General features: G+C 71.4%; 22 protein-coding genes and 1 pseudogene. 15 read left to right on the top strand and 8 right to left on the bottom strand.

From position 1 onward, the window contains the following. Positions 1-117: 117 nt before the first annotated feature. Positions 118-3089 (bottom strand): annotated as a pseudogene (gene afsR, locus AVL59_RS44260) (SARP-family global regulator AfsR). Positions 3090-3278: 189 nt separating this feature from the next. On the opposite strand from afsR, the gene AVL59_RS44255 reads away from it, so the two are divergent. From AVL59_RS44255 to AVL59_RS44230, 6 genes are all read left to right on the top strand, one after another. Next, positions 3279-4538 (top strand): amidohydrolase family protein, encoded by a 1260-nt coding sequence (locus tag AVL59_RS44255; RefSeq protein ID WP_067315703.1) that lies wholly within the window; start codon positions 3279-3281, stop codon positions 4536-4538. Continuing rightward, the gene (locus tag AVL59_RS44250; RefSeq protein WP_067315700.1) at positions 4535-5461 is read left to right on the top strand and encodes an LLM class F420-dependent oxidoreductase; all 927 of its coding nucleotides are present in this window, start codon (positions 4535-4537) and stop codon (positions 5459-5461) included. Before AVL59_RS44255 ends, AVL59_RS44250 begins: the two co-directional genes overlap by 4 nt. 9 nt (positions 5462-5470) lie before the next feature. Then, entirely contained in the window at positions 5471-6241 is a 771-nt protein-coding gene (locus AVL59_RS44245; RefSeq protein WP_067315697.1) for an SDR family NAD(P)-dependent oxidoreductase, read from the top strand. Between the two features lie 99 nt (positions 6242-6340). Beyond that, entirely contained in the window at positions 6341-7459 is a 1119-nt protein-coding gene (locus tag AVL59_RS44240) for an LLM class flavin-dependent oxidoreductase (protein ID WP_079147286.1), read from the top strand. Between the two features lie 94 nt (positions 7460-7553). Beyond that, complete coding sequence (locus AVL59_RS44235) at positions 7554-9284, top strand: N-acyl-D-amino-acid deacylase family protein (RefSeq protein ID WP_067315691.1); 1731 nt, start codon at positions 7554-7556, stop codon at positions 9282-9284. Next, the gene (locus AVL59_RS44230; RefSeq protein ID WP_237281819.1) at positions 9281-10732 is read left to right on the top strand and encodes an aldehyde dehydrogenase family protein; all 1452 of its coding nucleotides are present in this window, start codon (positions 9281-9283) and stop codon (positions 10730-10732) included. Before AVL59_RS44235 ends, AVL59_RS44230 begins: the two co-directional genes overlap by 4 nt. Before the next feature lie 49 nt (positions 10733-10781). Here the strand turns inward: AVL59_RS44230 and AVL59_RS44225 are convergent, their stop codons facing one another. Beyond that, positions 10782-11177, bottom strand: a complete 396-nt coding sequence (locus tag AVL59_RS44225; RefSeq protein WP_067315689.1) for a nitroreductase family deazaflavin-dependent oxidoreductase — start codon at positions 11175-11177, stop codon at positions 10782-10784. Between the two features lie 159 nt (positions 11178-11336). Between AVL59_RS44225 and AVL59_RS44220 the strand changes: the two genes are divergently transcribed. The 4 genes from AVL59_RS44220 to AVL59_RS44205 are packed head-to-tail and all read left to right on the top strand — an operon-like array spanning position 11337 to position 14233. Continuing rightward, positions 11337-11717 carry a hypothetical protein gene (locus AVL59_RS44220; RefSeq protein ID WP_067318500.1) on the top strand — a complete coding sequence of 127 codons (381 nt, stop codon included), beginning with the start codon at positions 11337-11339 and terminating at the stop codon, positions 11715-11717. Between the two features lie 13 nt (positions 11718-11730). Continuing rightward, positions 11731-13323: a peptidoglycan-binding protein gene (locus AVL59_RS44215; protein ID WP_067315686.1), complete on the top strand. Its 1593-nt coding sequence runs from the start codon at positions 11731-11733 to the stop codon at positions 13321-13323. 12 nt (positions 13324-13335) lie between these two features. Continuing rightward, positions 13336-13806, top strand: coding sequence for a protease inhibitor I42 family protein (locus tag AVL59_RS44210; RefSeq protein ID WP_067315684.1), 471 nt, complete (start codon positions 13336-13338; stop codon positions 13804-13806). Positions 13807-13828: 22 nt separating this feature from the next. Next, positions 13829-14233, top strand: coding sequence for a hypothetical protein (locus AVL59_RS44205; RefSeq protein ID WP_067315681.1), 405 nt, complete (start codon positions 13829-13831; stop codon positions 14231-14233). Here the strand turns inward: AVL59_RS44205 and AVL59_RS44200 are convergent. Beyond that, positions 14230-15537: a carotenoid oxygenase family protein gene (locus tag AVL59_RS44200; RefSeq protein WP_067315679.1), complete on the bottom strand. Its 1308-nt coding sequence runs from the start codon at positions 15535-15537 to the stop codon at positions 14230-14232. The genes AVL59_RS44205 and AVL59_RS44200 overlap by 4 nt on opposite strands. Continuing rightward, on the bottom strand, positions 15534-16094 hold the full coding sequence (locus tag AVL59_RS44195; RefSeq protein ID WP_067315676.1) for a DUF3159 domain-containing protein: 561 nt from the start codon (positions 16092-16094) through the stop codon (positions 15534-15536). The genes AVL59_RS44200 and AVL59_RS44195 overlap by 4 nt, the downstream gene beginning before the upstream one ends. A gap of 100 nt (positions 16095-16194) precedes the next feature. Here AVL59_RS44195 and AVL59_RS44190 point away from each other — a divergent pair, with 100 nt between their 5' ends. After that, positions 16195-16707 carry a PadR family transcriptional regulator gene (locus tag AVL59_RS44190; RefSeq protein ID WP_067315673.1) on the top strand — a complete coding sequence of 171 codons (513 nt, stop codon included), beginning with the start codon at positions 16195-16197 and terminating at the stop codon, positions 16705-16707. On the opposite strand, the gene AVL59_RS44185 is transcribed toward AVL59_RS44190, so the two are convergent. Beyond that, positions 16700-18091: a CehA/McbA family metallohydrolase gene (locus AVL59_RS44185; RefSeq protein ID WP_079147285.1), complete on the bottom strand. Its 1392-nt coding sequence runs from the start codon at positions 18089-18091 to the stop codon at positions 16700-16702. The two genes, AVL59_RS44190 and AVL59_RS44185, sit on opposite strands and share 8 nt — an antisense overlap. Before the next feature lie 158 nt (positions 18092-18249). Here AVL59_RS44185 and AVL59_RS44180 point away from each other — a divergent pair, with 158 nt between their 5' ends. The 3 genes from AVL59_RS44180 to AVL59_RS44170 all read left to right on the top strand — a co-directional run bounded on the left by AVL59_RS44180 (position 18250) and on the right by AVL59_RS44170 (position 22374). Beyond that, a complete protein-coding gene (locus tag AVL59_RS44180; protein WP_067315669.1) occupies positions 18250-19110 on the top strand; it encodes an LLM class F420-dependent oxidoreductase in 861 nt (286 codons plus the stop codon). A 42-nt stretch (positions 19111-19152) separates the two neighbouring features. Further along, a complete protein-coding gene (locus tag AVL59_RS44175; protein ID WP_067315667.1) occupies positions 19153-21738 on the top strand; it encodes a bifunctional FO biosynthesis protein CofGH in 2586 nt (861 codons plus the stop codon). Between the two features lie 69 nt (positions 21739-21807). Beyond that, positions 21808-22374, top strand: a complete 567-nt coding sequence (locus AVL59_RS44170) for a hypothetical protein (RefSeq protein ID WP_067315664.1) — start codon at positions 21808-21810, stop codon at positions 22372-22374. Here the strand turns inward: AVL59_RS44170 and AVL59_RS44165 are convergent. Further along, a complete protein-coding gene (locus AVL59_RS44165) occupies positions 22367-22882 on the bottom strand; it encodes a DUF2165 domain-containing protein (RefSeq protein WP_067315661.1) in 516 nt (171 codons plus the stop codon). The two genes, AVL59_RS44170 and AVL59_RS44165, sit on opposite strands and share 8 nt — an antisense overlap. An 87-nt stretch (positions 22883-22969) precedes the next feature. Between AVL59_RS44165 and AVL59_RS44160 the strand changes: the two genes are divergently transcribed. Further along, positions 22970-25369: a tetratricopeptide repeat protein gene (locus tag AVL59_RS44160; RefSeq protein ID WP_079147284.1), complete on the top strand. Its 2400-nt coding sequence runs from the start codon at positions 22970-22972 to the stop codon at positions 25367-25369. Here the strand turns inward: AVL59_RS44160 and AVL59_RS44155 are convergent. After that, positions 25347-25532 (bottom strand): DUF397 domain-containing protein, encoded by a 186-nt coding sequence (locus AVL59_RS44155; protein WP_067315658.1) that lies wholly within the window; start codon positions 25530-25532, stop codon positions 25347-25349. The two genes, AVL59_RS44160 and AVL59_RS44155, sit on opposite strands and share 23 nt — an antisense overlap. Further along, positions 25529-26341 (bottom strand): helix-turn-helix domain-containing protein, encoded by an 813-nt coding sequence (locus tag AVL59_RS44150; protein WP_067318496.1) that lies wholly within the window; start codon positions 26339-26341, stop codon positions 25529-25531. Before AVL59_RS44150 ends, AVL59_RS44155 begins: the two co-directional genes overlap by 4 nt. Positions 26342-26385: the final 44 nt, after the last annotated feature.

Genomic DNA, 26385 nt, shown 5'->3' with positions numbered 1-26385 from the left:
ATCGCGAGTGAGACGGTCTCACTGGCTGGTCCGTCTGCCCCCCGACACGACGGCCCGGCAGTCATGAGACTGCCGGGGGGCGATAAACGATCGATGAACGCTGTGACAGCGCCCAGGTCAGGCCGCGGCGGCGGGTGCCAGGAGCGCCTGAACCTCCGCGGCCTCCGGGGAGTTCAGCCGTTGGTAGATCTCCAGCGCCTCGCGCCAGCAGACCTGGGCCCTGCCCGTGTGTCCGATCCCGTTCAGTGCCTTCCCGAGTACGGTCAGCACGTTGCCGCGCCGCCACTCGCCGCCGATTTCCTTGAGCGGTGTCAGGGCCATCTCGGCGTTGGCGGCGGCCTGGGCCGGACGCTGGGCGAGCAGGTCCGCTTCGGCGAGCCGGAAGAGGGTCATTCCCTCCCACAGGCGCTGTCTGCTGGCGCGGAAGACGAGCAGGGCCTGACCCAGATGCGAGCTGGCATCGGCCAGTTGACCGCTCTTGCCGAGGGCCAGCCCCAGGGCGTAGTGGCCGTTGGCCGCCTTCAGGGAGTGTCCCAGTTCCTCGTACATCTCGGTGCCCTGCCGCGCGAGGTGAACCGCGCTGTCGGCCCGGCCCGTCTGGAGATGCAGACGTGAGAGGTTGCACAGCGCCGCCGCCGCGCCGGGCAGGTCGCCGCAGGCGCGGAAGTCCGCGATGGCACGCTCCAGGAACTCCTCGCCCTCGGCATAGCGGCCCTGGTAGTACGCGAAGACTCCGAGGATGTTCGCGGCCCAGCAGCGCGGCAGCGGATCGGCGGCTGCCTCCGACAGGGCGAGGGCCTGCCGGGCCTCTTCGTACGCCTGGACGAACTGCCCGGACCAGTTGCGTGCGTTGGCCAGTACCAGCAGGGCTCGGCCTTCGGCCCGTACGTCGGACGCGGCGTGGGAGGCTTCGCGCAAGGCTGTGCCGGCTGCCTCGTACTCCTTGAAGTTGGCGCCCGACTCCGCGAGGTCGACCGCCGCCCACAGCAGGTCGACGGCGCGCCACAGCGAAGTCCCGCTGGAGGACTGCCGTACGCAGGCCAGAAGCGGTACCGCCTCGGCGTAGAGCCAGTCCCGGGCGGCGTGGCGGTCGGCGAAGACCAGGCCGGAGACACCGGTCTTCTCCAGGTGATCCACCAGTCGGTCCCCCGGCCGCTCGATCGCGTAGACCCCCGCCGCCGTAGCCAGATAGAAGTCCAGCAACCGGGACATGGCAGCCTCTCGCTCACTCGGCCGCTGCTCGTCCCTCTCCGCGCAGGCACGCGCGTAGAGCCGGACCAGGTCATGGAAGCGGTAGCGGCCCGGCGCCGCAGACTCCAGCAGGGACGTGTCGACCAAGGCCTCCAGCAGGTCCTCCGTCTCCTCGGGCGGAAGATCCAGTACCGCTGCTGCCGCGGCCAGCGACATGTCCGGGCCGTCCGCCAGCCCCAGCAACCTGAACGCGCGGGCCTGGGGCGGCTCCAGCTGGCCGTAGCCGAGTTCGAAGGTGGCCTTGACCGCCAGGTCGCCGGCCTGGAGTTCGTCCAGGCGGCGGCGCTCGTCCGCCAGCTTCGCGGCCAGCACGGACACGGTCCAGGTCCGTCGGGCCGCAAGACGCGACGCCGCGATCCTGATCGCCAGGGGGAGGAAGCCGCACGCGGCCACCACGTCCAGCGCCGCCTCCCGCTCCGCCGCCACCCGCTCCTCGCCCACGATCTTCGTGAACAGGGCGAGGGCTTCGTCCGGGGACATCACGTCCAGGTCGACCAGGTGGGCCCCGGCCAGGTCCACCATCCGGACCCGGGAGGTCACCAGCGCCGCGCAGCCCTCTGTCCCCGGGAGCAACGGGCGTACCTGCGCCGCGTCCTTCGCGTTGTCCAGCAGCACCAGCACCCTGCGGCCGTCCAGGACCGAGCGGTACAGGGCCGCGCGCTCCTCCAGGGAGTCCGGGATCGCCGAGTCCGCCGTGCCGAGGGCGCGGAGGAAGGAGCCGAGGACCGTCTCCGGTTCCGCGGGGCGGGGGCCCGCGCCCTGGAGGTCGACGTAGAGCTGGCCGTCGGGGAACGACGGCCGCGCCCGGTGTGCCACATGCACGGCCAGCGTCGTCTTCCCGACACCCCCGATCCCGGCGAGTGCCGAGACCGCCATCACCCGGCCCTGGGCCGACGCCTCGGACGCCGACGCCAGTACCTCGCTCAGCTCGGAGACGAAGGCCGAGCGCCCGGTGAAGTCGGGGACGGAAGCCGGAAGCTGGGCGGGGCGGACCTGCACCACCGTCGGCTCCGCGACCGGAGCGGAGGGTTCCGCCAGTGCCGGGTCCGCCTGGAGGATGCGCTGCTGGAGTTCCCTGAGGCCAGGGCGCGGGTCCACGCCCAGCTCCTCGGCCAGCAGGCGCCGGGTGTCCGCGTACACGGCCAGCGCCTCCGCCTGGCGGCCGCTGCGGTACAGGGCGAGCATCAGGAGTTCGCGCAGGCGCTCGCGCAGGGGTGCGCGGCCGTCAGGGCCGTCAGCTCCGAGACCGCCTCCGCGTGGCAGCCCTGCTCCAGGTCCATGTCCAGGCGGGACTCCAGCAACCCCAGGCGCCACTCCTCCAGGCGCACCCGCTGGGTCTCCGCGTAGGGACCGGGGACGCCGGCCAGGGGCTCCCCGTCCCACAGGCCCAGGACCCGGTTCAGCACTTCCCGCGCGTGGCACAGATCCCCCGCGCCGCGCGCCTTCTCCGCCTCCGCCGCCAGATCCTGGGCCAGGGCGAGGTCCAGCGCGCCCTCGCCCGGCGAGCGCACCGCGTAACCGCCCGACTCGCTGACCAGGACCCCTGGGTCCAGCACCTTGCGCAGCCGGGACGCGTAGGTGCGCACCGCCGCCAGCGCCTGGGACGGCGGCTCGGTGCCCCACAGCGCGTCGATGAGTTCCGCCGCCGTCGCCGTACGGCCCTCGCGCAGCAGCAAGGCGGCCAGCAGGGCACGCTGCTGCGGGGAGCCGGTGTTCAGCGTCTCCTCGCCGCGCCAGGCCCGCACCGGACCGAGCACGCTGAAGCGCAACGCCGCCGGCTCCGCGATGGCCGCGGAGCCGGGACGCCGCTGCTCAGGTACTCGCGGTCCACCGTCCATGCGTTCGCCCCCCTAGGCATCACGAACAACCCCGTCAGTTTGCCTTGTTCCGGGCAGTTGCGTCAGCCGTGGGAGACGCCGATCACAGACCGGTACACCTCAGCACACAAGGTCCTCACACGCTCTTCGCACGGAGTCGACCGACAACCATAGCTGACGGTTCGTCAGATCGGCGCTACCGTGAGCGCCATGGACACGCAGAGCGACTCCCGGAGCGAGCCCCGAAACGACTTCCCCCGGATCATCTCCGTCGACGACCACACGGTGGAGCCCGCGCACGTCTGGCAGGACCGGCTCCCGAAGAGGTACCTGGACACCGGCCCGCGGATCGTCCGAGCGCCCTTGAAGGAAATGACCTTCCTGGGCGGACGGTTCAAGCCCGTCATGGGCGACCCCGGGAGCCAGGAGGGTCCCCTCGGCGACTGGTGGGTGTACGAGGACCTGCACCGGCCCCTGACCCGGCTCGACACCGCCGTCGGATACAGCAGGGACGACATCAAGCTCGAAGTCATCACCTACGAGCAGATGCGGGCCGGCTCGTACGACGTCCCGCGGCGCCTCGCCGACATGGACGTCAACCACGTCCAGTCCGCCCTCTGCTTCCCCACCTTCCCCCGCTTCTGCGGCCAGACCTTCACGGAAGCGGCGGACAAGGACCTCGCCCTGCTCTGCGTCCGCGCCTACAACGACTGGATGGTGGAGGAGTGGTGCGGGCCCGAGGCGCACGGGCGGCTCATACCGCTCACCCTCATCCCCCTGTGGGACGCCGAGCTGGCCGCCCAGGAGGTCCGGCGCAACGCCCGACGCGGTGTCCGCGCCGTCGCCTTCTCCGAGATACCCCCGCACCTGGGCCTGCCGTCCGTCCACACCGACGCCTGGGACCCGTTCCTCGCGGCCTGTGACGAGACCGGGACGGTCGTCGCCATGCACATCGGCTCCAGCAGCCGTATGCCCTCCACCTCCGCCGACGCCCCGCCCGCGGTCGGCTCCACCATCACCTTCGCCAACTGCTGCTTCTCGATGGTGGACTGGCTGATGAGCGGGAAGTTCGAGCGCTTCCCGAACCTGCGGATCATGTACGCCGAGGGGCAGATCGGCTGGATTCCGTACATCCTGGAACGCGCGGACGTGGTCTGGGAGGAGAACCGGGGCTGGGGCGGGGTCGCCGACAAGGTCCACCGGCCGCCGTCCGAACTCTTCGCCGGGCATGTCCACGGCTGCTTCTTCGACGACGCCTTCGGGCTCAGGAACCTCGACTCCATCGGCGTGGGCAACGTCCTGTACGAGACCGACTACCCCCACTCCGACTCCACCTGGCCCGAGTCCCGCCAGGTCGGCGAGGCTCAGATGGGGCATCTGCCGGGGGACGTGGTGGAGCGGATCGTACGGGGCAACGCGATCGAGCTGCTGGGGCTGACCGAGGACGGTCTCTGGCAGGGGGCCCGATGAGCCGCCTGGCCTACGGCATCCAGCTGCCCGTGCAGTCGCAGAGCACCCTCTACGCGGAGGGCTGGGAGGCCGCCGCCGGTGCCGCCGACCTGGTCGAGATCGCCCGGGCCGTGGACCGTGCCGGGTTCGACTACCTCGCCTGCTGCGACCATGTGGCGGTCCCGCGCAGGCTGGCCCCGGCGATGAGCACCGTCTGGTACGACCCGGTCGCCACCCTCGCCCATCTCGCCGCCGTCACCGAGCGCGTCCGGCTGCTCAGCCACGTGGCCGTCGTGGGCCTGCGGCATCCCCTGCTCAGCGCGAAGCAGTACGCCACCCTCGATCACCTCTCCGCGGGGCGGCTGATCCTCGGCGTGGGGGCGGGGCACGTGCGCGAGGAGTTCGAGGTCCTCCAGGTCGACTTCGAGCGGCGCGGGGCCGTGCTGGACGAGGCGATCGACGCGCTGCGGGCCGCCCTCGGGCCGGAGGAGTTCCCCGAGCACCACGGCAAGCTGTACGACTTCGCCGACCTGGGGCAGCGGCCCCGGCCCGCGCAGGAACGCGTCCCGGTCTGGATCGGGGGCTCCTCGCCCGCCGCCGTCCGCCGGGCCGCGCTGAAGGGCGACGGCTGGCTGCCGCAGGGGGACCCGCGGGACCGCCTGCCCGCCCAGATCGCGCGGCTGCGGCAGCTGCGCGAGGAGCACGGCATCGAGGCGCCCTGCACCATCGGCGCCATCACCGAGCCCCTGTACGTCGGCCGGGCCGACTGGCACATCGGGCGGCGCACCCTCGCCGGGGCGCCGGAGGAGATCGCCGAGTCGCTGCGGGCGTACCGCGCGATGGGCGTGCACCAGATCCAGGTGCGGTTCCGCAGCCGGAGCCGTGTCGAACTCATCGACCAGATCGACGCGTTCGGGGCCGAGATCGCGCCCCGGCTGGACTGAGGAGCGGACATGGGCAAGCTGGACGGACGGGTCGTCCTCATCACCGGGGCGGCGCGCGGACAGGGCGAACAGGAGGCGCGGCTCTTCCGGGCGGAGGGCGCGCGGGTCGCCGTCGCGGATGTGCTGGACGAGCAGGGGCAGGCCCTGGCCGAGGAGATAGGGGCCCTCTACGTCCATCTCGACGTGGGCACCGAGGACGGCTGGCGGGAGGCCGTCGGCGCCGTCAGGCAGGCGTACGGGCGTATCGACGGGCTGGTCAACAACGCCGGCATCCTGCGCTTCAACGCGCTGGTGGACACGCCTCTCGAAGAGTTCATGCAGGTCGTGCAGGTGAACCAGGTCGGCTGCTTCCTGGGGATGAAGACCGTCGCGCCTCAGATGGCGGACGGCGGGACCATCGTCAACACCGCCTCCTACACCGCGCTCACCGGGATGGCCGCCGTGGGGACGTACGCGGCCACCAAGCACGCCGTGCTCGGGCTGACCCGGGTGGCCGCGCTGGAGCTGGCGGGCCGGCGGATCCGGGTCAACGCCGTCTGCCCCGGCGCCATCGACACCGCGATGTCCAACCCGGCCCGCCTCGACCCGGACGCCGACCCGGAGGAGATGAGCCGGGCCCTGGACGAGCTGTACCGCAAGCTCGTGCCGCTCGGGCGGGTCGGACAGCCGGAGGAGGTGGCCCGGCTGGCCCTCTTCCTGACCTCGGAGGACTCCTCGTACATCACCGGGCAGCCGTTCGTGATCGACGGGGGATGGCTGGCCGGGGTCAGCGTCATCTGACTCACCGTCAGGTATTGACGGTCATTGCGGCCGGTGCGACAGTCGGCCGACAGAGAAGAACTGACGATACGTCAGATACCTTGAGGACGGTGAACCGCCGTGGAATTCGGGCTCTTTGTACAGGGGTACGTGGGCAAGCGCGCCGAGACCGACCCGCTCGCCGAGCACAAGGCGCTGATGGAGGAGACCGAGTACGTCATCCAGGCGGACAAGTCCGGCTTCAAGTACGCCTGGGCCTCCGAACACCACTTCCTGGAGGAGTACTCGCACCTGTCCGCCAACGACGTCTTCCTCGGCTACCTCGCCCACGCGACCGAGCGGATCCACCTGGGCTCCGGCATCTTCAACCCGCTCGCCCAGGTCAACCATCCGGTGAAGGTCGCCGAGAAGGTCGCCATGCTGGACCACCTCAGCGAGGGGCGCTTCGAGTTCGGCAGCGGACGGGGAGCGGGCAGCCACGAGATCCTCGGCTTCCTGCCCGGCATCACCGACATGAACCACACGAAGGAGATCTGGGAGGAGACCATCGCCGAGTTCCCGAAGATGTGGCTCCAGGACGAGTACGCCGGCTTCCAGGGCAAGCACTGGCAGCTGCCGCCGAGGAAGGTGCTCCCGAAGCCGTACGGGAAGTCGCACCCGGCGATGTGGTACGCGGCCGGGTCGCCGCCGTCGTACGCCATGGCCGCGAAGAAGGGCCTCGGCGTGCTCGGCTTCAGCATCCAGAAGGTCTCCGACATGGAGTGGGTGCTGGAGCAGTACAAGACGGCGGTCGTGAACGCCGAGCCCGTCGGGGACTTCGTGAACGACAACGTGATGGTGACGACCACGGCCATCTGCGCGCCGACGCACGCGGAGGCGATCGAGATCGCCGTGAACGGCGGGCTGCACTATCTGCCCTCGCTGGTCTTCCGGTACCACGACACGTTTCCCCGGCCCGAAGGGTTCCCCGTCTGGCCGGAGACCCTGCCCCGGTACACGCCGGAGTTCGTCGAACTGCTCGTGGAGGAAGAGCTGCTGATCTGCGGCGATCCGGACGAGGTGCTGCGGCAGTGCAAGCGGTGGGAGCAGGCCGGTGCCGATCAGCTGAGCTTCGGGCTGCCGGTGGGGGTGCCGAAGGAGGAGACGCTGCAGACGATTCGGCTCATCGGGGAGCAGGTGATTCCGAAGATCGATACGGATCCTGTGCATCGGACTTCGCGGTTCCGGGCCGCCGTGTGAGCGCCGTCGGCGGGTGCGGGTCGTGCGTGGCTGGTCGCGCAGTTCCCCGCGCCCCTTCAGGCCGGTCATCGCAACGGAGTTGAGGAGGCAACCCGTGTTCGATCACCTCATCAAGGGCGCGACCGTCGTCGACGGGACCGGCGCGCCCGCCTACACCGCCGACGTCGGCATACGGGGCGGCCGTATCGCCGCCATCGGGACGATCACCGAGGACGCCCTCACCACCGAGGACGCCTCCGGCCTCGTCCTCGCCCCCGGCTTCGTCGACCCCCACACCCACTACGACGCCCAGCTCTTCTGGGACCCGTACGCCACGCCCTCGCTCAACCACGGAGTGACGACCGTGGCCGCCGGGAACTGCGGGTTCACGCTGGCGCCGCTCCATCCGGACCGGCCCGAGGACGCCGACTACACCCGGCGGATGATGTCCAAGGTGGAGGGCATGTCCCTGGTGGCGCTGGAGCGGGGGGCGCCGTGGAGCTGGCATTCCTTCGGGGAGTACCTGGACGCCTTGGAGGGGCGGATCGCGGTCAATGCCGGGTTCATGGTGGGGCACTGTGCGCTGCGGCGGTATGTGATGGGGCCGCGGGCCATCGGCGGGCAGCCGAACGAGGAGCAGCTCCAGGAGATGCTCCGGGTGTTTCACGAGGCCATGGACGCGGGGGCCTGGGGGCTGTCCACCACCCAGTCCAGTACGCACTCCGACGGGGACGGGCAGCCGGTGGCCTCCCGGCATGCGACGCCGGAGGAACTGCTGGCCCTGTCCCGGGCCGTCGGGGAGCACGAGGGTACGCAGATCGAGGCGATCGTCGCCGGGTGTCTGGACCAGTTCAGCGATGCCGAGATCGATCTGTTCGTGGAGATGAGCGCGGTCGCGGGACGGCCCTTGAACTGGAACGTCCTCACCGTCGACGCGGCCGTGCCCGAGCGGGTGCCCCGGCAGCTGAGCGTCAGTGAGCGGGCGCGGAAGGCGGGCGGGCGCGTGGTGGCGCTCACCATGCCGATCCTCACCCCGATGAACATGTCCCTGGGCACCTTCTGCGCCCTGAACCTCATCCCGGGGTGGGGGCCGATCCTCGGGCTGCCCGTGCCCGAGCGGATCGTCAGGCTCGGTGACCCCGAGGTCAGGAGCGAGATGCTGCGGCGGGCCCGGTCGAAGGAGGCGGGCGTCTTCCGGCGGCTCGCCGACTTCGGGCGGTACGTGATCGGGGACACCTACAGCGAGGCCAACCGAGGGCTGACGGGGCGGGTCGTGCGGGACGTCGCCGCCGAGCGCGGGCAGGACCCCTTCAGCTGTCTGGTGGAGATCTGTACCAACGACGAGCTGCGTACGGTCCTTTGGCCCATGCCCACCGACAACGACCCCGCCTCCTGGGCCCTGCGGGCCGAGACCTGGCAGCACGAGGACGTGCTGCTCGGGGGCTCGGACGCGGGCGCGCACCTGGACCGGATGTGCGGGGCGCCGTACACCACCCGGTTCCTCGGGGACTGTCTGCGCGGCCGGAAGCTGGTCGGCCTGGAGCAGGCGGTGAAGATGCTGACCGACGACCCGGCGCGGCTGTTCGGGCTGCGGGAGCGGGGGCGGGTGAAAGAGGGCTGGCATGCCGACCTGGTGCTGTTCGACCCGGAGCGGATCGACGCCGGCCGGGCCACCTTGGTGCACGACCTGCCGGGCGACAGCCCGAGGCTGGACTCCAGGGCGCTCGGGGTGCGGGCCGTGTGGGTCAACGGGGTCGAGGCGATCCGGGACGACGTGGTCAGCGGGTCCGTACCCGGCAGGGTGCTGCGGTCCGGGCGGGACACCGGGACGGTGAGCACCAGGTGAGGGACGGGCAGCGGCTGTTCGTCGGGGGCGCGTGGGTCGAGCCCGACTCCGGGTACTACCCGGTGATCGACCCGGCCACCGAGGAGACGGTCGGGCAGGCGCCGGAGGCCTCCGTGGCGCAGGTGCGGGCGGCCTGTGCGGCGGCCCGGGAGGCGTTCGGGGCATGGTCGCGGACCAGGCCCGAGGAGCGGGCCGCGGTACTCGGGCGGGCCGCGGAGATCATCCGCGGCCGGCTCCTGCCGTACGCCGAGCTGGCGCGGGCCGAGACCGGGGCGACGACGGGGACGGCCCGGGCCATGCAGGTCGGGGTGGCCGCCGCCCGGTTCCGCCGGTACGCCGCCGTGGAGGCGGCCGAGTGGGCGATTGCGCCGCAGATCAACGAGGCCGGGCCGATGGGGAGGGCGGGGGTGATGGGGGCGCTGGCCGTGCGCCAGCCCGTCGGGGTCGTCACCTGCATCACCTCGTACAACAACCCGTGGGCCAACCCGGCCGGCAAGATCGCCCCGGCGCTGGCGATGGGCAACACGGTGGTCGTGAAACCGGCCCCGCAGGACCCGCTGTCCGTATACCGGATGGCCGAGGCGCTTCAGGAGGCGGGCGCACCGGCGGGTGTGGTGAACGTGGTCTCCGGGCGTGCCACGGACGTCGGTGAGGCGGCCGTCGCCTCGCCCGACGTCGACATGGTGAGCTTCACCGGTTCGACGGCCGTCGGGCAGCGCATCGCCGAGGTGTGCGGGCGGGACATGAAGCGCCAGCTGATGGAGCTGGGCGGGAAGGGGGCGGCCCTCGTCCTCGACGACGCGGACCTCGCGTCGGCGGTGGCGGGGATCGGGACCACGTTCTCCTTCTACAGCGGGCAGATCTGTACGGCGCCGACGCGGGTGCTGGCGCAGAGGGGGGTGTACGAGCGACTGGTGGAGCAGCTCGCCGGCTACGCCCGCCGGCTGAAGGTCGGCGATCCGAGGGAGCCGGACACGGTCGTGGGGCCGGTGATCTCCGGCGAGCACCGGGCGCGGGTGGAGTCGTACGTCGAGCTGGGGCGCAAGGAGGGTGCGACGGTGGTCTTCGGTGGCGAACGTCCGCCTCTGGAGCGGGGGTTCTATGTCGCACCGGCCCTGCTGGCCGACTGCGCGAACGACATGCGGGTGGCGCGGGAGGAGATCTTCGGACCGGTGGTGTCGGTGATTCCCTTCGACGAGGAGGACGAGGGCGTGGCCCTCGCCAACGACTCCGACTACGGCCTGATCGACTACGTCTGGTCGGGCGATGTGGCCCGTGCCTTCCGCGTGGCCCGGCGGCTGCGGGCCGGCGGCGTGGGTGTCAACACGGTCGGCCGCAACATGGAGGCGCCCTTCGGCGGCTTCAAGAAGAGCGGGGTCGGCCGGGACGTCGGCTCCTACGCCCTGCATGCGTACAGCGAGGTGCAGGCGATCGTCTGGCCGGGATGAGCGGGCCTCGGAGCGTCGGCCCGGGCAGGCGATCGTCCAACGCCTTTTCTCAGTCCGTCAGGTCCACCCGTACCGTCAGCAGATCGGTGCCGAAGGCCCGCACGGCCGCGCTGTTGAAGCGGGGCAGGGCGCGCAGGCGGGCCACGGCGTCGTCCTCCGGCAGGAGGTGGGCGGTGCCGTGGTGCCAGCGGCCGCCGATGCGGACGCGGACGTCCGGGTCGGCCTGGATGTTGCGCACGTACTGGGACTTGAACCCGAACTCCGAGACGATCCAGAAGGAGTCCCCGACCCGGCGACCGCCCACCGGCGTCGGCCGGGGCAGGCCCGAGGTGCGGCCGGTGGTCTCCAGGACGGTCTGGAACGGCAGGCGCCGGTTGAGCGGGTTGGCGAGGTGGCGCTGGAAGCGGGTGACGATCCGCTGCTTGAGACCGGCCTTGCGTGACATGCCTGGGGCTCTCCTGATCTTCCGCCGGCGGCTCAGGGCCGCATGCCTCGGGTGGATGGTGTGGCAGCCCTGTGGGGGCCGTGTGCTTCACGGACGAGCGTACGACTGACGCGTGTTAGCCTCCCCGGCGGTCATGATCGAATGCGACGGGGGAGCATGATGGGCGCGTCTTCGGACGGCTTCACGGTCAAGTCCGGCATGTCCGGCCAGGCGAAGGAACTGGACGGCGCGGGCGACGACACGGGCAGGATACGCAAGGCGATCGAGCCCGGTCTCTGCTACACGGACGACGCGCTGGGCGGCCCGGACTCCGCCGCGGCGTTCAACGCGTACGCCGCCGCCTGGGAGGCGGAGGCCAAGACGCTTCAGGCGGCGCTGCACGAGCTCGCGGACAAGGTGCGGGGCTCCAAGGGCGCGTACGGCGGCAGCGACGGGCTCGTCGACACCAGCGTGCGCAGTGTGCGGGTGCCGGCCGGGGACAGCCACCTCACCACGATGCCCGCCCACGCCGACCGCCCGTCGGCGCTGGCCGGTTACTGAGGGGCGGCGCGCCATGACGACGGAGGACACCACCGACCGCCGCAAGAAGCTGACGGGCCTGTGCGACACCATCTCCTCGGCCGACAGCAAGAACGACCTGATCGACGCGATCGACGACGCCCTGGCGGTGTCCGCGCCGGCCGGTGACCACGCGACGCTGGAGTCGCTGGCCAAGCGCTACCGCGGCCAGTGCGACGACGCCACCGATGTGCGCGACCGGGTCGACAAGGTGGCCCGCAAGGGCCTGCCCGAGGTGTGGGTCGGAGACACGAGCGTCCTCGCCTCCGCCGTGGTGGCCGCCGCCTCCCGGGACGCCCAGCACCTGGCCGACGCGTTCGAGGGCGGCGCCAAGGCGCTGCTGAGCCTCGCCGACTCGGTCAAGGGCGCGCAGGACCAGGACCGCGGGGGCCGGGCCAAGCTGCACCAGGCGCGCACCATGCTCGGCGGCAAGGACGGCTTCTTCGACGACTGGTACGAGGACGACGACGAGGAGACGGCCCGGCTCAAGGCCCGTTCCGTCGCCTCCGCGGGCGTCGACCTGCGGCTCAAGGCCGCCGTCGCCGCCGACGACGCCGCCCGCGCGGCGGCCCGGGACCTGAACAAGTGGGCGTCGAAGGCGCGGGCCGGAAAGCTCGACGCCGACGGGCTCACCGCCGCCGACCGCCTGGCGCTGGCCGACACCAGCAACCCCGACGGCGACCCCGAGATGAACGAGATCCTCAGCGCCAACGATCTCGAACGATCCGGCCGTGCCATGGACCGTCTGCCGGCCGCCGACCGGGCCCGCATGGACACACTGCTGGCGAACGCCTCCACCCCGCAGGAGAAGGCGTACATCCTGAAGGCCCTCGCCTCGGGCTACTCCGCCGACGACGTCGAGAAGTTCGCCGGGAAGATCCACGGCAAGGACCCGGCGTGGCTGGAGGACCATCTGGCGCCGATCACCACGCAGACGGACAGCCTGAACGACGAGGGCAGGAACGACAACGGCTCCAACCACAACACCGACGACCAGACGTTCGGCAACCAGCGGTGGTCGCAGGACGCCGCGACGTGCGTGCCGTCCTCGACCGTCACGGCGCGGGCCATGGTCGACCCGGTCTACGCCCTCGAGCTGACCGGCGGCCCGACCGGCCAGGACGACGACCCCGCGCACTTCCGCAAGCGGCTGCACGACGAGCAGTACCGGATGCACGAGGAGGGCGACGGGGACTACACCCACTTCTGGAGCGACACCCCGGACGGCATGGACTCCGACGGCCAGGTCGAGATCTCCGACAAGGAGCTGAGCCCGCACACCGGCGACCACTACGCGTCGCACGACATGCACGGCGCCGACGACCGCCGGGACGTGCTGACCGACATCGAGAAGTCCGTCGCCGAGGGCAAGCCCGTCCCCATCAACGTCGAGGGGCACGAGGACAACGGCGACTGGGTCGGCCACGGCATGATGATCGTCGGCCAGGAGGGCGACAAGCTCCAGGTCTACAACCCCTGGGGCACCACCACCTGGGTCAGCGAGGACGACTTCGTCAAGGGCGATCTCAGCGGCGCCTGCGACAACCGCTTCGACAACGTCAACCGCGTCTACATCGACCAGAACTGACCAGGACTGACCGTGCGCATATCAACAGCCCGCCTGCTGGCGGCCTCGGCCCTTCTTCCCCTCGCCCTGACCGGCTGCGGCCTCCTCGGTGGTTCGGGGCACCACGAGTACGGCGTCCAGGAGCGCTCCGTCAAGGTCCGCAAGGGCGCCAAGTTCACCCTCTCGGTCCCGGCCAGCCCCGCCCTGGGGGAGCACTGGTACCTCGCCGACCCGTGGCCGAGCGGGCGCGTCCTGCGGTACAACGGCAAGCGCGAGGACAGCCACGCCAGTCCCAAGGGCGTCACCGGTGGCGGTGAGGGCGTCGAGTACTTCGACTTCACGGCGCGCAAGAAGGGCAGCACGACGGTGAAGCTGCTGCACTGCCCGATGGCCAGGTGCAGCAGCGCCGCCCAGGCCAAGGCTTCGGCGAGCCCCGTCCCCACCGCCACCGGCACCCCCGGCCAGGACGCCGAGTACTTCCTCTACACCATCAGGGTCCGCTGACCCGGACCCGAGCGAGGCCCGTATGCCACCCACGCCCACCACCCGCACCGACGACGACCTCCTCGACGCCACCGACGTCCCCGTCCTCCTGCGTTACGGCCTCACCCACGGCGCCTTCCGCACGGCCCTGTTCGGCGACGGCGCCATCGCGGCCGCGATCACCCTCGACCGGCTCGGGGTGGTGCCGCGCTCGCTGTCGTTCGTCGCGAAGATCGTCCGCTCCGGCGGCCTGCGCTACGCCGCCGTGCTGCCCGAGCCGCTGCCCTCCCGCGAGGCGTCCGCGCTGCTGCGCGACTGGCTGGAGACCGCCGCGCAGGTCGCCGAGGGGCCGGAGGCCGAGGGGAGCGTCGCCCGCTGGCTGGAGACGGTCGCCGAGATCGCCGGACTGCGCCGGACCGCCCGGGTCCACGGCGACGGCACCCCCTAGGAGTCCCGGTCGGCGAGCCAGTTGCCGTGGAAGCCGAAGGGGACCCGGGCCGGCAGATGGACCGTGGCGACCGGCTCGGCGGCGAGGTCGCCGGCGTCCAGGACGACCAGGTCGCTGCGGTCGGTGGCGGCGTCATGGACGTACGTGAGCAGCCAGCCGGGGCCGCCGGGCAGATCGTCGGCGGGGGCGAACACGGCCTCGCCGGGCGTGCGGCCGGGGCCGAAGTCGTGCGCGGTGGCGGAGCCGGTCGTCAGGTCGTAGCGCACCAGTGAGGTGCCGGACGTCATGTGTCCGTGGCGGGAGCCGAGGCCGGTCAGCCGGTCGTCGACGCGGGGGAACTCGCCCGGCCGGTCGTCGACCTGCTCCTCGCGCACCGTCCCGCGCACCGGGTCGAGGGTCCACTTCCACAGCACGGCCCGCTGCGGCGCGGTGCCGCCGTCGGCGGTGCGCCGGTACATCTCCGGGTAGCGCATGACGTGCAGCACGATCGTGCCGTCCGGCGCGTCGTAGGCGTTGAGCGAGTGGAAGACGTAGCAGGGGTCCACCGTGAACCAGCGGACCTCGCCCAGCGGGTCGTCGCGGCGCAGGACGCCGAGCCGGGCACCGTATCCGTCGTCCCAGCTGTAGGGCATGGTCCCGCCGGTCAGGGCGAGTTCGACGTCGAAGACGACGGGCAGGTCCATGAAGACGACGTGGCCGGCGGTGAGCGCGAAGTCGTGCAGCATCGTCGGCCCGGGCACCTCCACGGGCCTGCTGATCACCAGCTCGCCCGTGGCGTCGGCCCGGTGGTAGGTGAGGTGGTCGGGCTCCAGCATGCCGTAGCCGAAGAAGTGCAGTTCGCCGGTGGCCGGGCAGGTCTTCGGGTGGGCCGTCATCGCGGTGTGCAGCCGGCCGCCGAAGTCGTAGGGGCCCAAGGTGTCGAGGTCGCCGGTCAGTTCATAGGGCAGGGCGGTCTCGACCAGGGCGAGGGTGCGGCCGGCGTGCCGGACGACGTGGGTGTTGGCGGGGCCCGCGGTGAGGTCCCGGTCGCCCTGGTCGCCGTACATCAGCGCTCCGTCGGTGAACCGGGACGTGCGCACCCAGCGGTTGCGGTAGGAGACGGCCCGGCCGCCTTCCAGCCGGACGCCGTGCACCATGCCGTCGCCGAAGAACCAGTGTCCGGAGGCGGCGTCCGCCGGGTTCGGGCCGTTGCGCAGGTACCAGCCGGCCGGCTCGGGCGGGAGGGTGCCGGTCACCGGCAGGTCGTGCGCGGTGAGTTCCTCGGTGACCGGGGCGTAGTTGCCCAGGAGGTGCCGGGGGCTCATCGGGCCGCCTGCCCGGCCTTGGCCTGGACGTGGGCGACGTAGCGCACGGTGAAGACCATCGGGACGGCGAAGCCGGCGATCTGGACGACGGTCGCGGGCGTCGAGTGGGCGTGCCCGGAGTGGGCCAGTACGGCGAGGACGACGGCGGTCAGGACGAAGGCGGCGGTCCAGACGGCCGTGATGACGACGTTGATCCGGATGAACGGCTTCAGGTCCCAGTACTCGCGCGGGGTGGTGCGCTTGGCGATGCCCAGGGTGAACGGCCGCCGGACGGCCAGCGAGACTCCGGCGACGACCGCGAGGGTGCCCGAGGAGAGGGCCGCGGAGTAGGCGTGCACTCCCGAGTGCGGGTCGGCGAAGGCCACGGCCGCGAGGACGGCGAAGAAGACCGCCGAGCCGGCTTCGATGAGGAGGGCGTCGAATCCGGCGCCGGACCGCCGCTGCTGGGCGATGGTCGCCACGGCGATCACCAGGGCGGCCAGGGCCCCCCACTGCCACTGCCCCGAGGGGATGACGGCGAAGACGATCCAGGGCAGGAAGGTGCGCAGGTACGACATTGGGTTTCCCCCGGTCTCAGGTGTCTGTTCCGACATGTCAAAAGTAGAAGGTCGAGGCTCGACATGTCAATAGTGGAATGTGGAAGGTAGGGTGGGGGACATGAGCCTCAAACACGCACTGCTCGGCCTGCTCTCGGAACACCCCGCCAGCGGGTACGACCTGCTGAAGCGTTTCGAGACCTCACTGGCCAACGTCTGGCCGGCGACGCAGAGCCAGATCTACACCGAACTGACCAAGCTGGCGGGCTCCGGACTGATCACGGTCGCCGCCGAGGGCCCGCGCGGCCGCAAGGAGTACGCCCTCGCCGACGAGGGCCTGACCGAGCTGCGCCACTGGCTGACCGAGACCAGGCCCCAGCGCAACATCCGCAGCGACCTCCTGCTGCGCGTCTTCTTCCTCGGCGTGCTGCCGCCCGAGCGGGCCCGCGCCTATCTGGCCCAGCTGATCGAGATGTCCGAGGCGGAGCACGAGCAGCTGAAGCAGCTCGACGCGGCCATCGACTGGGACGACGACGACCTCTCGGTCTACGGCCGGATCGTCCTGGAGTACGGCCTGCGCTTCAACGCGATGCGCCGGGAATGGGCCGAGTGGGCGGCGACTCAGATCAAGTGACGCCGAGGAACACGGGGTTGGTGAGCGCGGCCATCACGCCCGGCACCGGGCCGAGGGCCGTCTCGTGGCGCACTTCCGCCCGCACATAGGCCGCGTACGCCGGGGTCGTACGCCACTCGACGACCCCCTGGCCCGACACCGGCAACGGGCCGCCGGTGAGGAGCACGCCCTGGTCGGTGACGAGACGGACCGAGCAGCGCGGCGCCCCGGACACCTCCAGCCGCACCGTGACCGAAGTGTCGTCGCTCACCGCCAGCCGCTCGCCGATCCCCGCCCGCCGACCGTCCTCGCAGCTCGCGGTGAAGGCCAGGCTCACGTACCGCGACTCGGCCAGGTAGGAGCGGCCCGCGCGGATGCCCTCCTGGATCGCCGCACGGCTGAGGTCATCGGCGAGGACGACCGTCTGGGGCAGGCCGATCACGTCCGGGTCGCGGTGCGCGTCGCTGTTGCCCATCGCCGGCAGCCACTCCCGGTTCTCCCTGACGGATGCCACGAGCCGGGCGTCCCAGGCGGCCAGCGCGACCTCGTCGTCGGGCGTGTACGGCCCGTTCCACACCTCGACCGCGTCGGCCTGCCCGAACCCGAACTTCCAGGCGCACCCGACGCAGTCGGCGTACGGATGGGCCGGTACGACCAGCCCCCCGGCCTCCCGGATCCGCCGCGCGAAGTGCCCGAAGCGGCCGTCACGCGCCCGGTACCGCCAGTCGACGAAGGTGCCCGGCTCGGTCCCGAGGGCCAGCACATGCCCGTTGCGCGTGGTGACCTCCTCGCCCAGCAGCACGAGCAGGTCCTCGCCCGCCACCTCCGCCCAGTGGGCGTGCGAGGAGGTCGTGTTGTGCTCGGAGCTGTTGATGAAGTCCAGGCCGGCCGCACGGGCCAGCGCCGCGATCTCGCCCGGGGTGCGGCGCCCGTCGGAGTGCCAGGAGTGCAGATGGCAGTCGCCCCGGTACCAGGCCCGGCCCCGCCCCCCCGCCCGGGCGGGGGGATACACCGGCCGAGGTGCCGGGCCGGACTCACCCTCGGTGAGGCTGACCGTCACCTCGTACGTCAGCCCCTGCGGCGCGACCGTGTACGGACTGAGCACGATGTGCCAGGTCCCGGGGTGCAGCGGGCCCGGGAGATACCCGGGCGTCGCCTCGTCGGCCCGCACGAAGAACTCCGTACGAGCCCCACCCGACCACCCCCGAAACCCCCGCCCGCCCAGTTCGACACCACGCTCGTCGAAGAGCCCGATGTCGAGCGCGTTGCCAGGGGTCCCGGGTGGTACGGCGGGTCTGTCGTAGGTGTACGAGACGTGCAACTCGCGGATTCCGTGGGCCACTTCGAAGGGCAGGCGGACGTAATCCGGTGAGCCGGGAGCAACAGTGCCGCGCAACGTCGTCACACGCCCAACGTAAGCCGACCTCAGGGGCGCGGGGAACTGCGCGACAAGCCACGACGGCGCCGCACCCGCCAAGGACGATCAACCAGCCCCCACGACACGCGCCCAAATCCCGACCGGCCGGTATGGACAGTTGGGGCGGCTCCGGGTACAGAACACCCATGCGCATCGCCGTAACGATCTTCCTCACGGACGAGACCATCACCCCCACGCGCCTGGCCCGCGAACTGGAAGCCCGGGGCTTCGCGGGCCTGTACCTCCCCGAGCACACCCACATCCCCGTCGAGCGAACCACGCCCTACCCCTCGGGCGGCGACCTGCCGCGTGAATACACCCGCACCCTCGACCCCTTCGTCGCCCTGGGCCAAGCCGCGGCCGTCACCCGGCGGCTGGCGCTCGGCACCGGCATCACGCTGGCCGCCCAGCACGACCCGATCGCCCTGGCCAAGCAGATCGCCACTCTCGACCACCTCTCCGGCGGCCGCTTCACCCTCGGCCTCGGCTACGGCTGGAACGTCGAGGAGGCCGCCGACCACGGAGTGGAGTGGCGCACCCGCCGGGAACTGGTCCGGGACCGGATGGGCCTCATGCGGGCGCTGTGGTCCGAGGAGCCGGTCGGGTACGACGGGGAGTTCGGGGCCGTGCGGCCGAGCCTCGCCTTCCCCAAGCCGGTGCGGAAGCCGCGCGGGCCGGTCGTCGGCCCCCGCACCCTCATCGGCGGGGCGGCCGGGCCCAAACTGTTCGCACACATCTGCGAGTACGCGGACGGCTGGCTGCCGATCGGCGGACGCGGGCTCACCGAGTCGCTGCCCGTGCTGCGCTCCGTCTGGGCGGACGCGGGCCGCGACCCGTCCGCCCTTCAGGTGGTCCCGTACGCCGTCCTGCCCACCCCCGGCAAGCTCGCCCACTACGCCCGGCTGGGCATCGAGGAGGTCGTGCTCCAACTGCCGTCGGCGGGGGAGGCGGAGGTGCTGCGGCTGCTGGACGAGTACGGCACTTTTCCGGCCGATGGCGCGGCATAGTGCGCGGGGCTGCCGTGATCAGCCCGAACGTATGCTCAAGAGATGACGACTTCCGCGACCTCCGGAACCGGCCCCACCGAGAACTCCATGCGTCGCGCCCTCAAACGTGCCCGCGACGGTGTCGCCCTCGACGTCACCGAGGCGGCGGTGCTCCTGCAGGCCCGCGGCGAGGCCCTGACCGACCTCGCCGCATCCGCCGCCCGGGTGCGGGACGCCGGCCTGGAGGCGGCGGGCAGACCCGGTGTCATCACCTACTCGAAGAGCGTCTTCATCCCCCTCACCCGGCTGTGCCGGGACAAGTGCCACTACTGCACCTTCGTCACCGTCCCCGGCAAGCTGCGCCGGGCGGGCCACGGGATGTTCATGTCCCCCGACGAGGTGCTCGACATCGCCCGCAAGGGCGCCGCCCTGGGCTGCAAGGAAGCCCTGATCACCCTCGGTGACAAGCCCGAGGACCGCTGGCCCGAGGCGCGCGAGTGGCTGGACGCGCACGGCTACGACGACACCATCGCCTACGTCCGTGCCGTCTCCGTCCGCATCCTGGAGGAGACGGGCCTGCTGCCCCACCTCAACCCGGGCGTCATGACCTGGACGGACTTCCAGCGCCTGAAGCCGGTCGCACCCTCCATGGGCATGATGCTGGAGACGACCGCGACCCGGCTCTGGTCCGAGCCCGGCGGCCCGCACCACGGCTCCCCGGACAAGGAACCGGCCGTACGCCTGCGGGTGTTGGAGGACGCGGGCCGTTCCTCCGTCCCCTTCACCTCCGGCCTGCTGATCGGCATCGGCGAGACGTACGAGGAGCGCGCGGAGTCCCTCTTCGCCCTGCGCAAGGTCTCCCGGGCCTACCACGGCATCCAGGAGCTGATCATCCAGAACTTCCGGGCCAAGCCGGACACGGCGATGCGCGGCATGCCGGACGCCGAACTGGACGACCTGGTCGCCACGGTGGCCGTCGCCCGGCTCATCATGGGCCCGGGCGGCTGCCTCCAGGCCCCGCCGAACCTCGTCGACTCCGAGTACGAGCGGCTGATCGGCGCCGGGATCGACGACTGGGGCGGGGTGTCGCCCCTGACCATCGACCACGTCAACCCGGAACGCCCCTGGCCGCAGATCGAGGAGCTGGCCGCGAAGTCGGCCGCCGCGGGCTTCGAGCTGCGTGAACGTCTCTGCGTCTACCCGGAGTTCGTCCGCCGCGGCGAGCCCTGGCTGGATCCGCGGCTGCGCCCGCACGTCGCCGCGCTGGCCGACCCGGAGACCGGCCTCGCCCTCCCGGACGCGGTGGTCGAGGGACACCCGTGGCAGGAGCCGGAGGAGGCCTTCGTACCCAGCGGCCGCACGGACCTGCACCGCACGATCGACACCGAGGGCCGTACCGCCGACCGGCGCGACGACTTCGACGAGGTCTACGGCGACTGGGAGGCGCTGCGCGAGGCGGCCGCCCCCGGCATGGTGCCCGAGCGCATCGACACGGACGTGCGCCAGGCGCTGCGCACGGCGGCCGACGACCCCACCCGGCTCACGGACGCCGAGGCCCTGGCCCTGCTGCACGCGGACGGCCCGGCGCTGGACGCGCTGTGCCGGGTGGCGGACGACGTGCGCAGGTCGGCGGTGGGCGACGACGTCACCTACATCGTCACGCGCAACATCAACTTCACCAATGTCTGCTACACGGGCTGCCGTTTCTGCGCCTTCGCCCAGCGCCGCACCGACGCGGACGCGTACACCCTCTCCCTGGACCAGGTCGCGGACCGCGCCCAGCAGGCCTGGGACGTGGGCGCGGTCGAGGTCTGCATGCAGGGCGGGATCCACCCCGACCTGCCGGGCACGGCGTACTTCGACATCGCGAAGGCGGTGAAGGAGCGGGTCCCCGGCATGCACGTCCACGCCTTCTCACCGATGGAGGTCGTCAACGGCGCGACCCGCACCGGCATGTCGATCCGGGAGTGGCTGTCCGCCGCCAAGGAAGCGGGGCTGGACTCCATCCCCGGTACGGCGGCGGAGATCCTGGACGACGAGGTCCGCTGGGTGCTGACCAAGGGCAAGCTGCCCACGGCGACGTGGATCGAGGTGATCACCACCGCCCACGAGCTGGGCATCCGCTCCTCCTCCACGATGATGTACGGCCATGTCGACCAGCCCCGCCACTGGCTCGGCCATCTGCGCACGCTGGCGGAGATCCAGCGGCGCACGGGCGGCTTCACGGAGTTCGTGACGCTCCCCTTCATCCACACGAACGCGCCGGTGTACCTGGCGGGCATCGCACGCCCCGGCCCGACCACGCGGGACAACAGGGCCGTGACGGCGATGGCCCGCCTCCTCCTGCACCCTTACATCCCCAACATCCAGACAAGCTGGGTCAAACTTGGCGTCGAGGGTGCGGCGGAGATGCTCCGCTCCGGGGCGAACGACCTGGGCGGCACGCTGATGGAGGAGACGATCTCCCGGATGGCGGGCTCGTCCTACGGCTCGTACAAATCGATCCGGGACCTGGTGGCGGTCGCGGAGGCGGCCGGCCGCCCGGCGAAACCGCGTACGACCCTGTACGGCGAGGTGTCCGGGGAACGGCAGCGGGCGGCGGAGGCCTCCGACGGGCACCTGCCCGACCTGCTGCCTGTCCTGGACTGAGCCCGGACTGAGTACGATGATCCGACCCTCGTGCTGAGAGGGGACCCGTAGCGGAGGAGATGCGTACCCGTGGCTGCCCGACTGCCCTCGTGGGCCTGGGTCTCCGGTCTGACCGCCGGGGCGACCGCGGCCGTCGTCGCCCTCGCCGTCCAGGCGAACCACGGGCCGCATCCCACGGCCGCGACGGCCAAACCCAGCGCTTCGGCGTCGGCGGGCGCCCACGGGCCCGCCGAGCCGAAGAAGCCGTCGGGGCCGCCCGCGCTCCCGCAGGAGTCCGGCACGGGCCGGCGGGTCGTCTACTCGCTCGGCGAGAAGCGCGTATGGCTGGTGGACGCGACCGGCAAGGCGAACCGTACGTTCACGGTGTGGCCGGGCACGGTGGGCCCGCAGCCCGGTCGCTACTCGGTCACCCTGCGCATCCAGTCCATCAAGGGCTCGGACGGCGTCCAGATCGAGCACGTCATGTACTTCACCAAGGCATCCGGCGTGAACATAGCCTTCTCCAACGCCCTGGACGGCGCCTCGCCGCCACCGGCGAACGGCCAGAAGCTGGGCGGCATCCGCATGCACAAGGAAGACGGCGCCGCCCTGTGGGCCTTCGGCGATCAGGGAACCAGGGTCACGGTCGTCAACTAGCCGGATCCTCCTGCGCGCGCTGCCCCGGCAGCTGGTTGACGATCAACGCCACCCCGCTGAGCAGGAACACCCGGGTCGCCGCGTCCAGCCCGTTCCATGTCTTCGACTGCCACATCGAGAACCACTCACCGCCGATCGCGATGAAACCGGCGCCGAAGAGCAGCAGCAGCATCAGCAGGCCATAGGTGGAGAAGCGCCGGGCGAGATCGTCTTTCCCCCGCGCCCAGAGATACGTCCCCCAGATCAGGACCAGGGCCGCCACCGTCTCCCACACGATGATCGCGACGTAGGCGGTGTCCTGAAGCGCGGTACTGGTAATGGCCCGCCACATCAGGTCGTCGTCCTTGAACGTCGTGTCCATCGCCAGCACATGCCGGACGAACTGCTGGTTCGTCCCGAAGTCGGTGATGTTCCCGAGGGCGACGAGTGCGATGTAGAGGGCGAGTATGCCGGTGAGCACACCGGCGGCAAGCCTGAGGCTTGAGTTACGGGTGGGGGTGGTGGTCATGGCTGAATTCTCTCCTGTCGCAGACCGACTTCTCGCGTGGGCATTGCGCCAGAATGTGGAGGCTGACCTCGGGGGAAGGGCGTAGGGATGGCGCGGGCACGGCGGTCGATGCAGGAGCTGATCGGGCGGCGCAGGCGGGCGGGGTTCGTCGGGCGCGGCGACGAACGGGCCGCCTTCCGGCAGAACTTGGACCTTCCGCCCGAGGACGAACGCCACCGCTTCCTCTTCCACATCCACGGCAACGCCGGTGTCGGAAAGACGTTCCTGGTCCGGGAGCTGGAGCAGATCGCCCGGGAACGGGGCGCGCTCACGGCGTACGTCGACGAGGGCGTGGGGAGCGTGCCGGAGGCGATGGCCGCGATGAGCCGCGAATTCGCCGGGCAGGGCCATGAGGTGAAGAAGTTCGACCGTGCGCTGGCCGCCTGGCGGGAGCGGCGCCACGAGGCGGAGGCGGTGGTGGCGGGGCTGGAGCCGGAGGGCCCCTCACCGGTGACGGCCACCGCGGTCCGGGCCGGGCTCGCGGGCCTGGGCCTGATACCGGGCGCCGGGCCGTTCGTGGGCGCGGTCGACGCGACCCAGTTCGCCCAGTACGCCGACAGGTTGAGACGCGGCCTCAGCGCCCGCTTCGCCAGCCAGGACGACGTGCAACTCGTGCTGTCACCGGAACAGGTGCTGACCCCCAAACTGCTGGACGAACTGGCGGACCTGGCCTCCACGGTGCCGTGGATCGTCCTCTTCTTCGACACGTACGAGCGGATCGCGCCCTTCGCCGATGCCTGGCTGTACGAGACGATGACGACCGACCGGCACGGCACGCTGCCCGCCAACGTGGTCGTGGTGACCGCCGGCCAGCGCCCCTTCGACACCGCCCGCTGGGCCGGCTTCGCGGACTTCATGACGGACGTCCCGCTCGGGCCGTTCACGGAGGCGGAGGCACGGGGTCTGCTGGCGGACCGGGGAGTGGTGGCCGAGCCGGTCGTCGCGGAGGTACTGCGCCTGACGGGCGGACTCCCGCTGCTGGTGTCCACCCTGGCCGAGCAACGTCCCACCGACCCGGACGACATCGGCGACCCCAGCGCCACGGCCGTCGAACGCTTCCTGAAGTGGGAGCCGGATCCCGTCCGGCGGGGCGTGGCACTGGCCTGTGCACTGCCCCGGAGACTGGACGCCGACGTCTTCCGGGCGGTGGCGGAGCGTCCGGAGGACGAGACCGAGGCCCTGTACGACTGGCTGCGCGGCCTGCCGTTCGTCGGCGAGCGCTCCGACCGGGCGCAGTACCACGACGTCGTACGCGCCTCGATGCTCCGCCTGCAGCGCCGGCGGTCGCCGCGGGGCTGGGCGCGGCGGCAGCGGCGGCTGGCGGAGGAGTTCGGGCGGTGGCAGGAGGAGACGGCGGCGGGCCGTCCCGCCGACGAGCTGTGGGCGGACGCGCAATGGCGGGAGCTGCGGCTGGAGGAGTCGTACCACATGCTGTGCGCGCTACCGGCCCGGGAGGCACTGCCCTTGCTGCTGGGCGACGTGACCGGCGCCTGCACCGAGGGCGAGGTGGTGGCCCGCCGGTGGGTGCAGACCCTGGTGGAGGCGGGCGAGGACGCGGACAGCGAGGCCGTGCGCGCGTGGGGACGTGACCTGCTCGGCGCACTGGAGGAGGGGATCTTCGAGGCGCTCGGGCTGCTCCTGCACCGGGGCTGTCTCGACACGTCGGCACAGGTGCTCGCGCGGGTGATGCGCGCCCGGGAGCTGAGGCGGCGCTCCGACTACGAGGGTGCTGTCGCGGAGTGCGAACACGCCATGGAGGCCGACGCGGACAGCTGGCACGCGTACTACTGGCGCGCGCTGGTCCGCGCCGACCTCCGCGACCACGAGTCCGCGGTCGCGGACCTGGACCGCGCCGAGGAACTCTCGCCGGACAACGCCAGGGTCCTCTACGCGCGCGGCGAGTACCGACGGGAGCAGGGCCTCTACGGCGCGGCGCTCGGGGACCTGGACCGTGCCGTGGCCCTGCAGCCGGGCTATGGCGGGGCGTGGGCGTCCCGGGGCGTCACGCAGTACGCCCTGGGCCGCCTCGACCGAGCGCACTCCGACCTGGACCGCGCCCTGGACCTCGATCCCGAGGACGTATGGGCCCTGACGAGCAGGTCCCGGGTCTGGCGCGACCGAGGCGAACACGACCGGCAGCTCGCGGATCTGGACCGGGCGCTGCGACTCCTCCCGGACTCACCCTGGATCGCCTGTGTACGGGGCGACGCGCTCAGGAACGCGGGCCGCGACGAGGAGGCACTCGCCGAATACGACCGTGCCCTTCGCATCAACCCCGACTACGCCTCGGCCCACGCCAGCCGAGGCGCCTCCCTGGCCAACCTGGGCCGCCACGGCGAGGCACTCGCGGCTCTGGACCGCGCGTTGGAACTCGTCCCCGACTATCCGTGGGCCATGGACCGCCGCACGGAGGTGCTCCTGGCGCTCAGCTCTCCGCCGCGAAGCTGAGGAACTCCGTCCAGGTGGCGCCGGTGACGGAGAGTCGGGCGCCCTCCGTGTTCTTGGAGTCGCGGATGTGGATGATGGCGGGGGTTATGGCTACTTCGACGCAGTCGGGACCGTCAGCGCTGCTGTAGCTGCTCTTGAACCACGTCAGCGTGGAGGTGGTCATGCTTCGTCTCCCAGCACTTTCTCGATGAACGCCATCGACTCCCGGGGCGAGAGAGCCTGTGCTCGGATCATTCCATAGCGCATATCGAGGATCTGTACTTCCCGGGGGTCGCTGATCACTCGGCTGTGCAACTGCACTTCCAAGTGTCCCAGGGTCTTACCGTTCTGGAGCTTCAGCAGCCTGATGGGTCCGCTCAGTCCGGCGTGATCCTGCCGGTCCGTAGGCATCACCTGGATCTCCACATGTGGCAACCGGCCGACGTCCACGAGGTGTTCAAGCTGTCGTCGCAGGACCTCCCTGCCTCCGACAGGCCTTCGCAGTGTCACCTCTTCCTGAACGAACGTGATCAGCGGACGCGGCACCCTGTTGAAGACAGACTTTCGTGCCATGCGCGCTGCGACGAGCCGTTCGATCTCCTCTTCCGTATATGCCGGACGCCGCAGCGTGTACACCGCCTGTGCATATTCAGCCGTTTGCAACAAGCCGTGGATGTGAGAGCTGACGTAAGCCCCCATCTCAACGGCCTCGTCCTCCAGCCTGGCCAGATCCCGAACGTTCTTCGGATACCGAGCCTTCTCCACGTCCTCCTTCATGGCGGACAACTTCCCGCCCGCGCCCAGCACTTCATCGGCCTTGTCGAGAAAGTCGGGCTTGGGGACCCTGCGCCCGCGCTCCACCGACGAGACCATCTCCTCGCCGTACCCGATGGCGGCCCCGAGTTCCGCCTGCTTCATCCCGGCGGACTCCCGCCAGGCCTTGATCTGCCGCCCGACCGCCCTGAGTACGGCCTCGGCCTCCTCGTCCTCCACCCTCACCCCTCCTGACGTACGAGCCGTACGGCGGCACAAACCAC

The organism is Streptomyces griseochromogenes (assembly GCF_001542625.1).
Lineage (GTDB): Bacteria > Actinomycetota > Actinomycetes > Streptomycetales > Streptomycetaceae > Streptomyces > Streptomyces griseochromogenes.
This window is presented reverse-complemented; position numbering and strand designations above follow the sequence as displayed.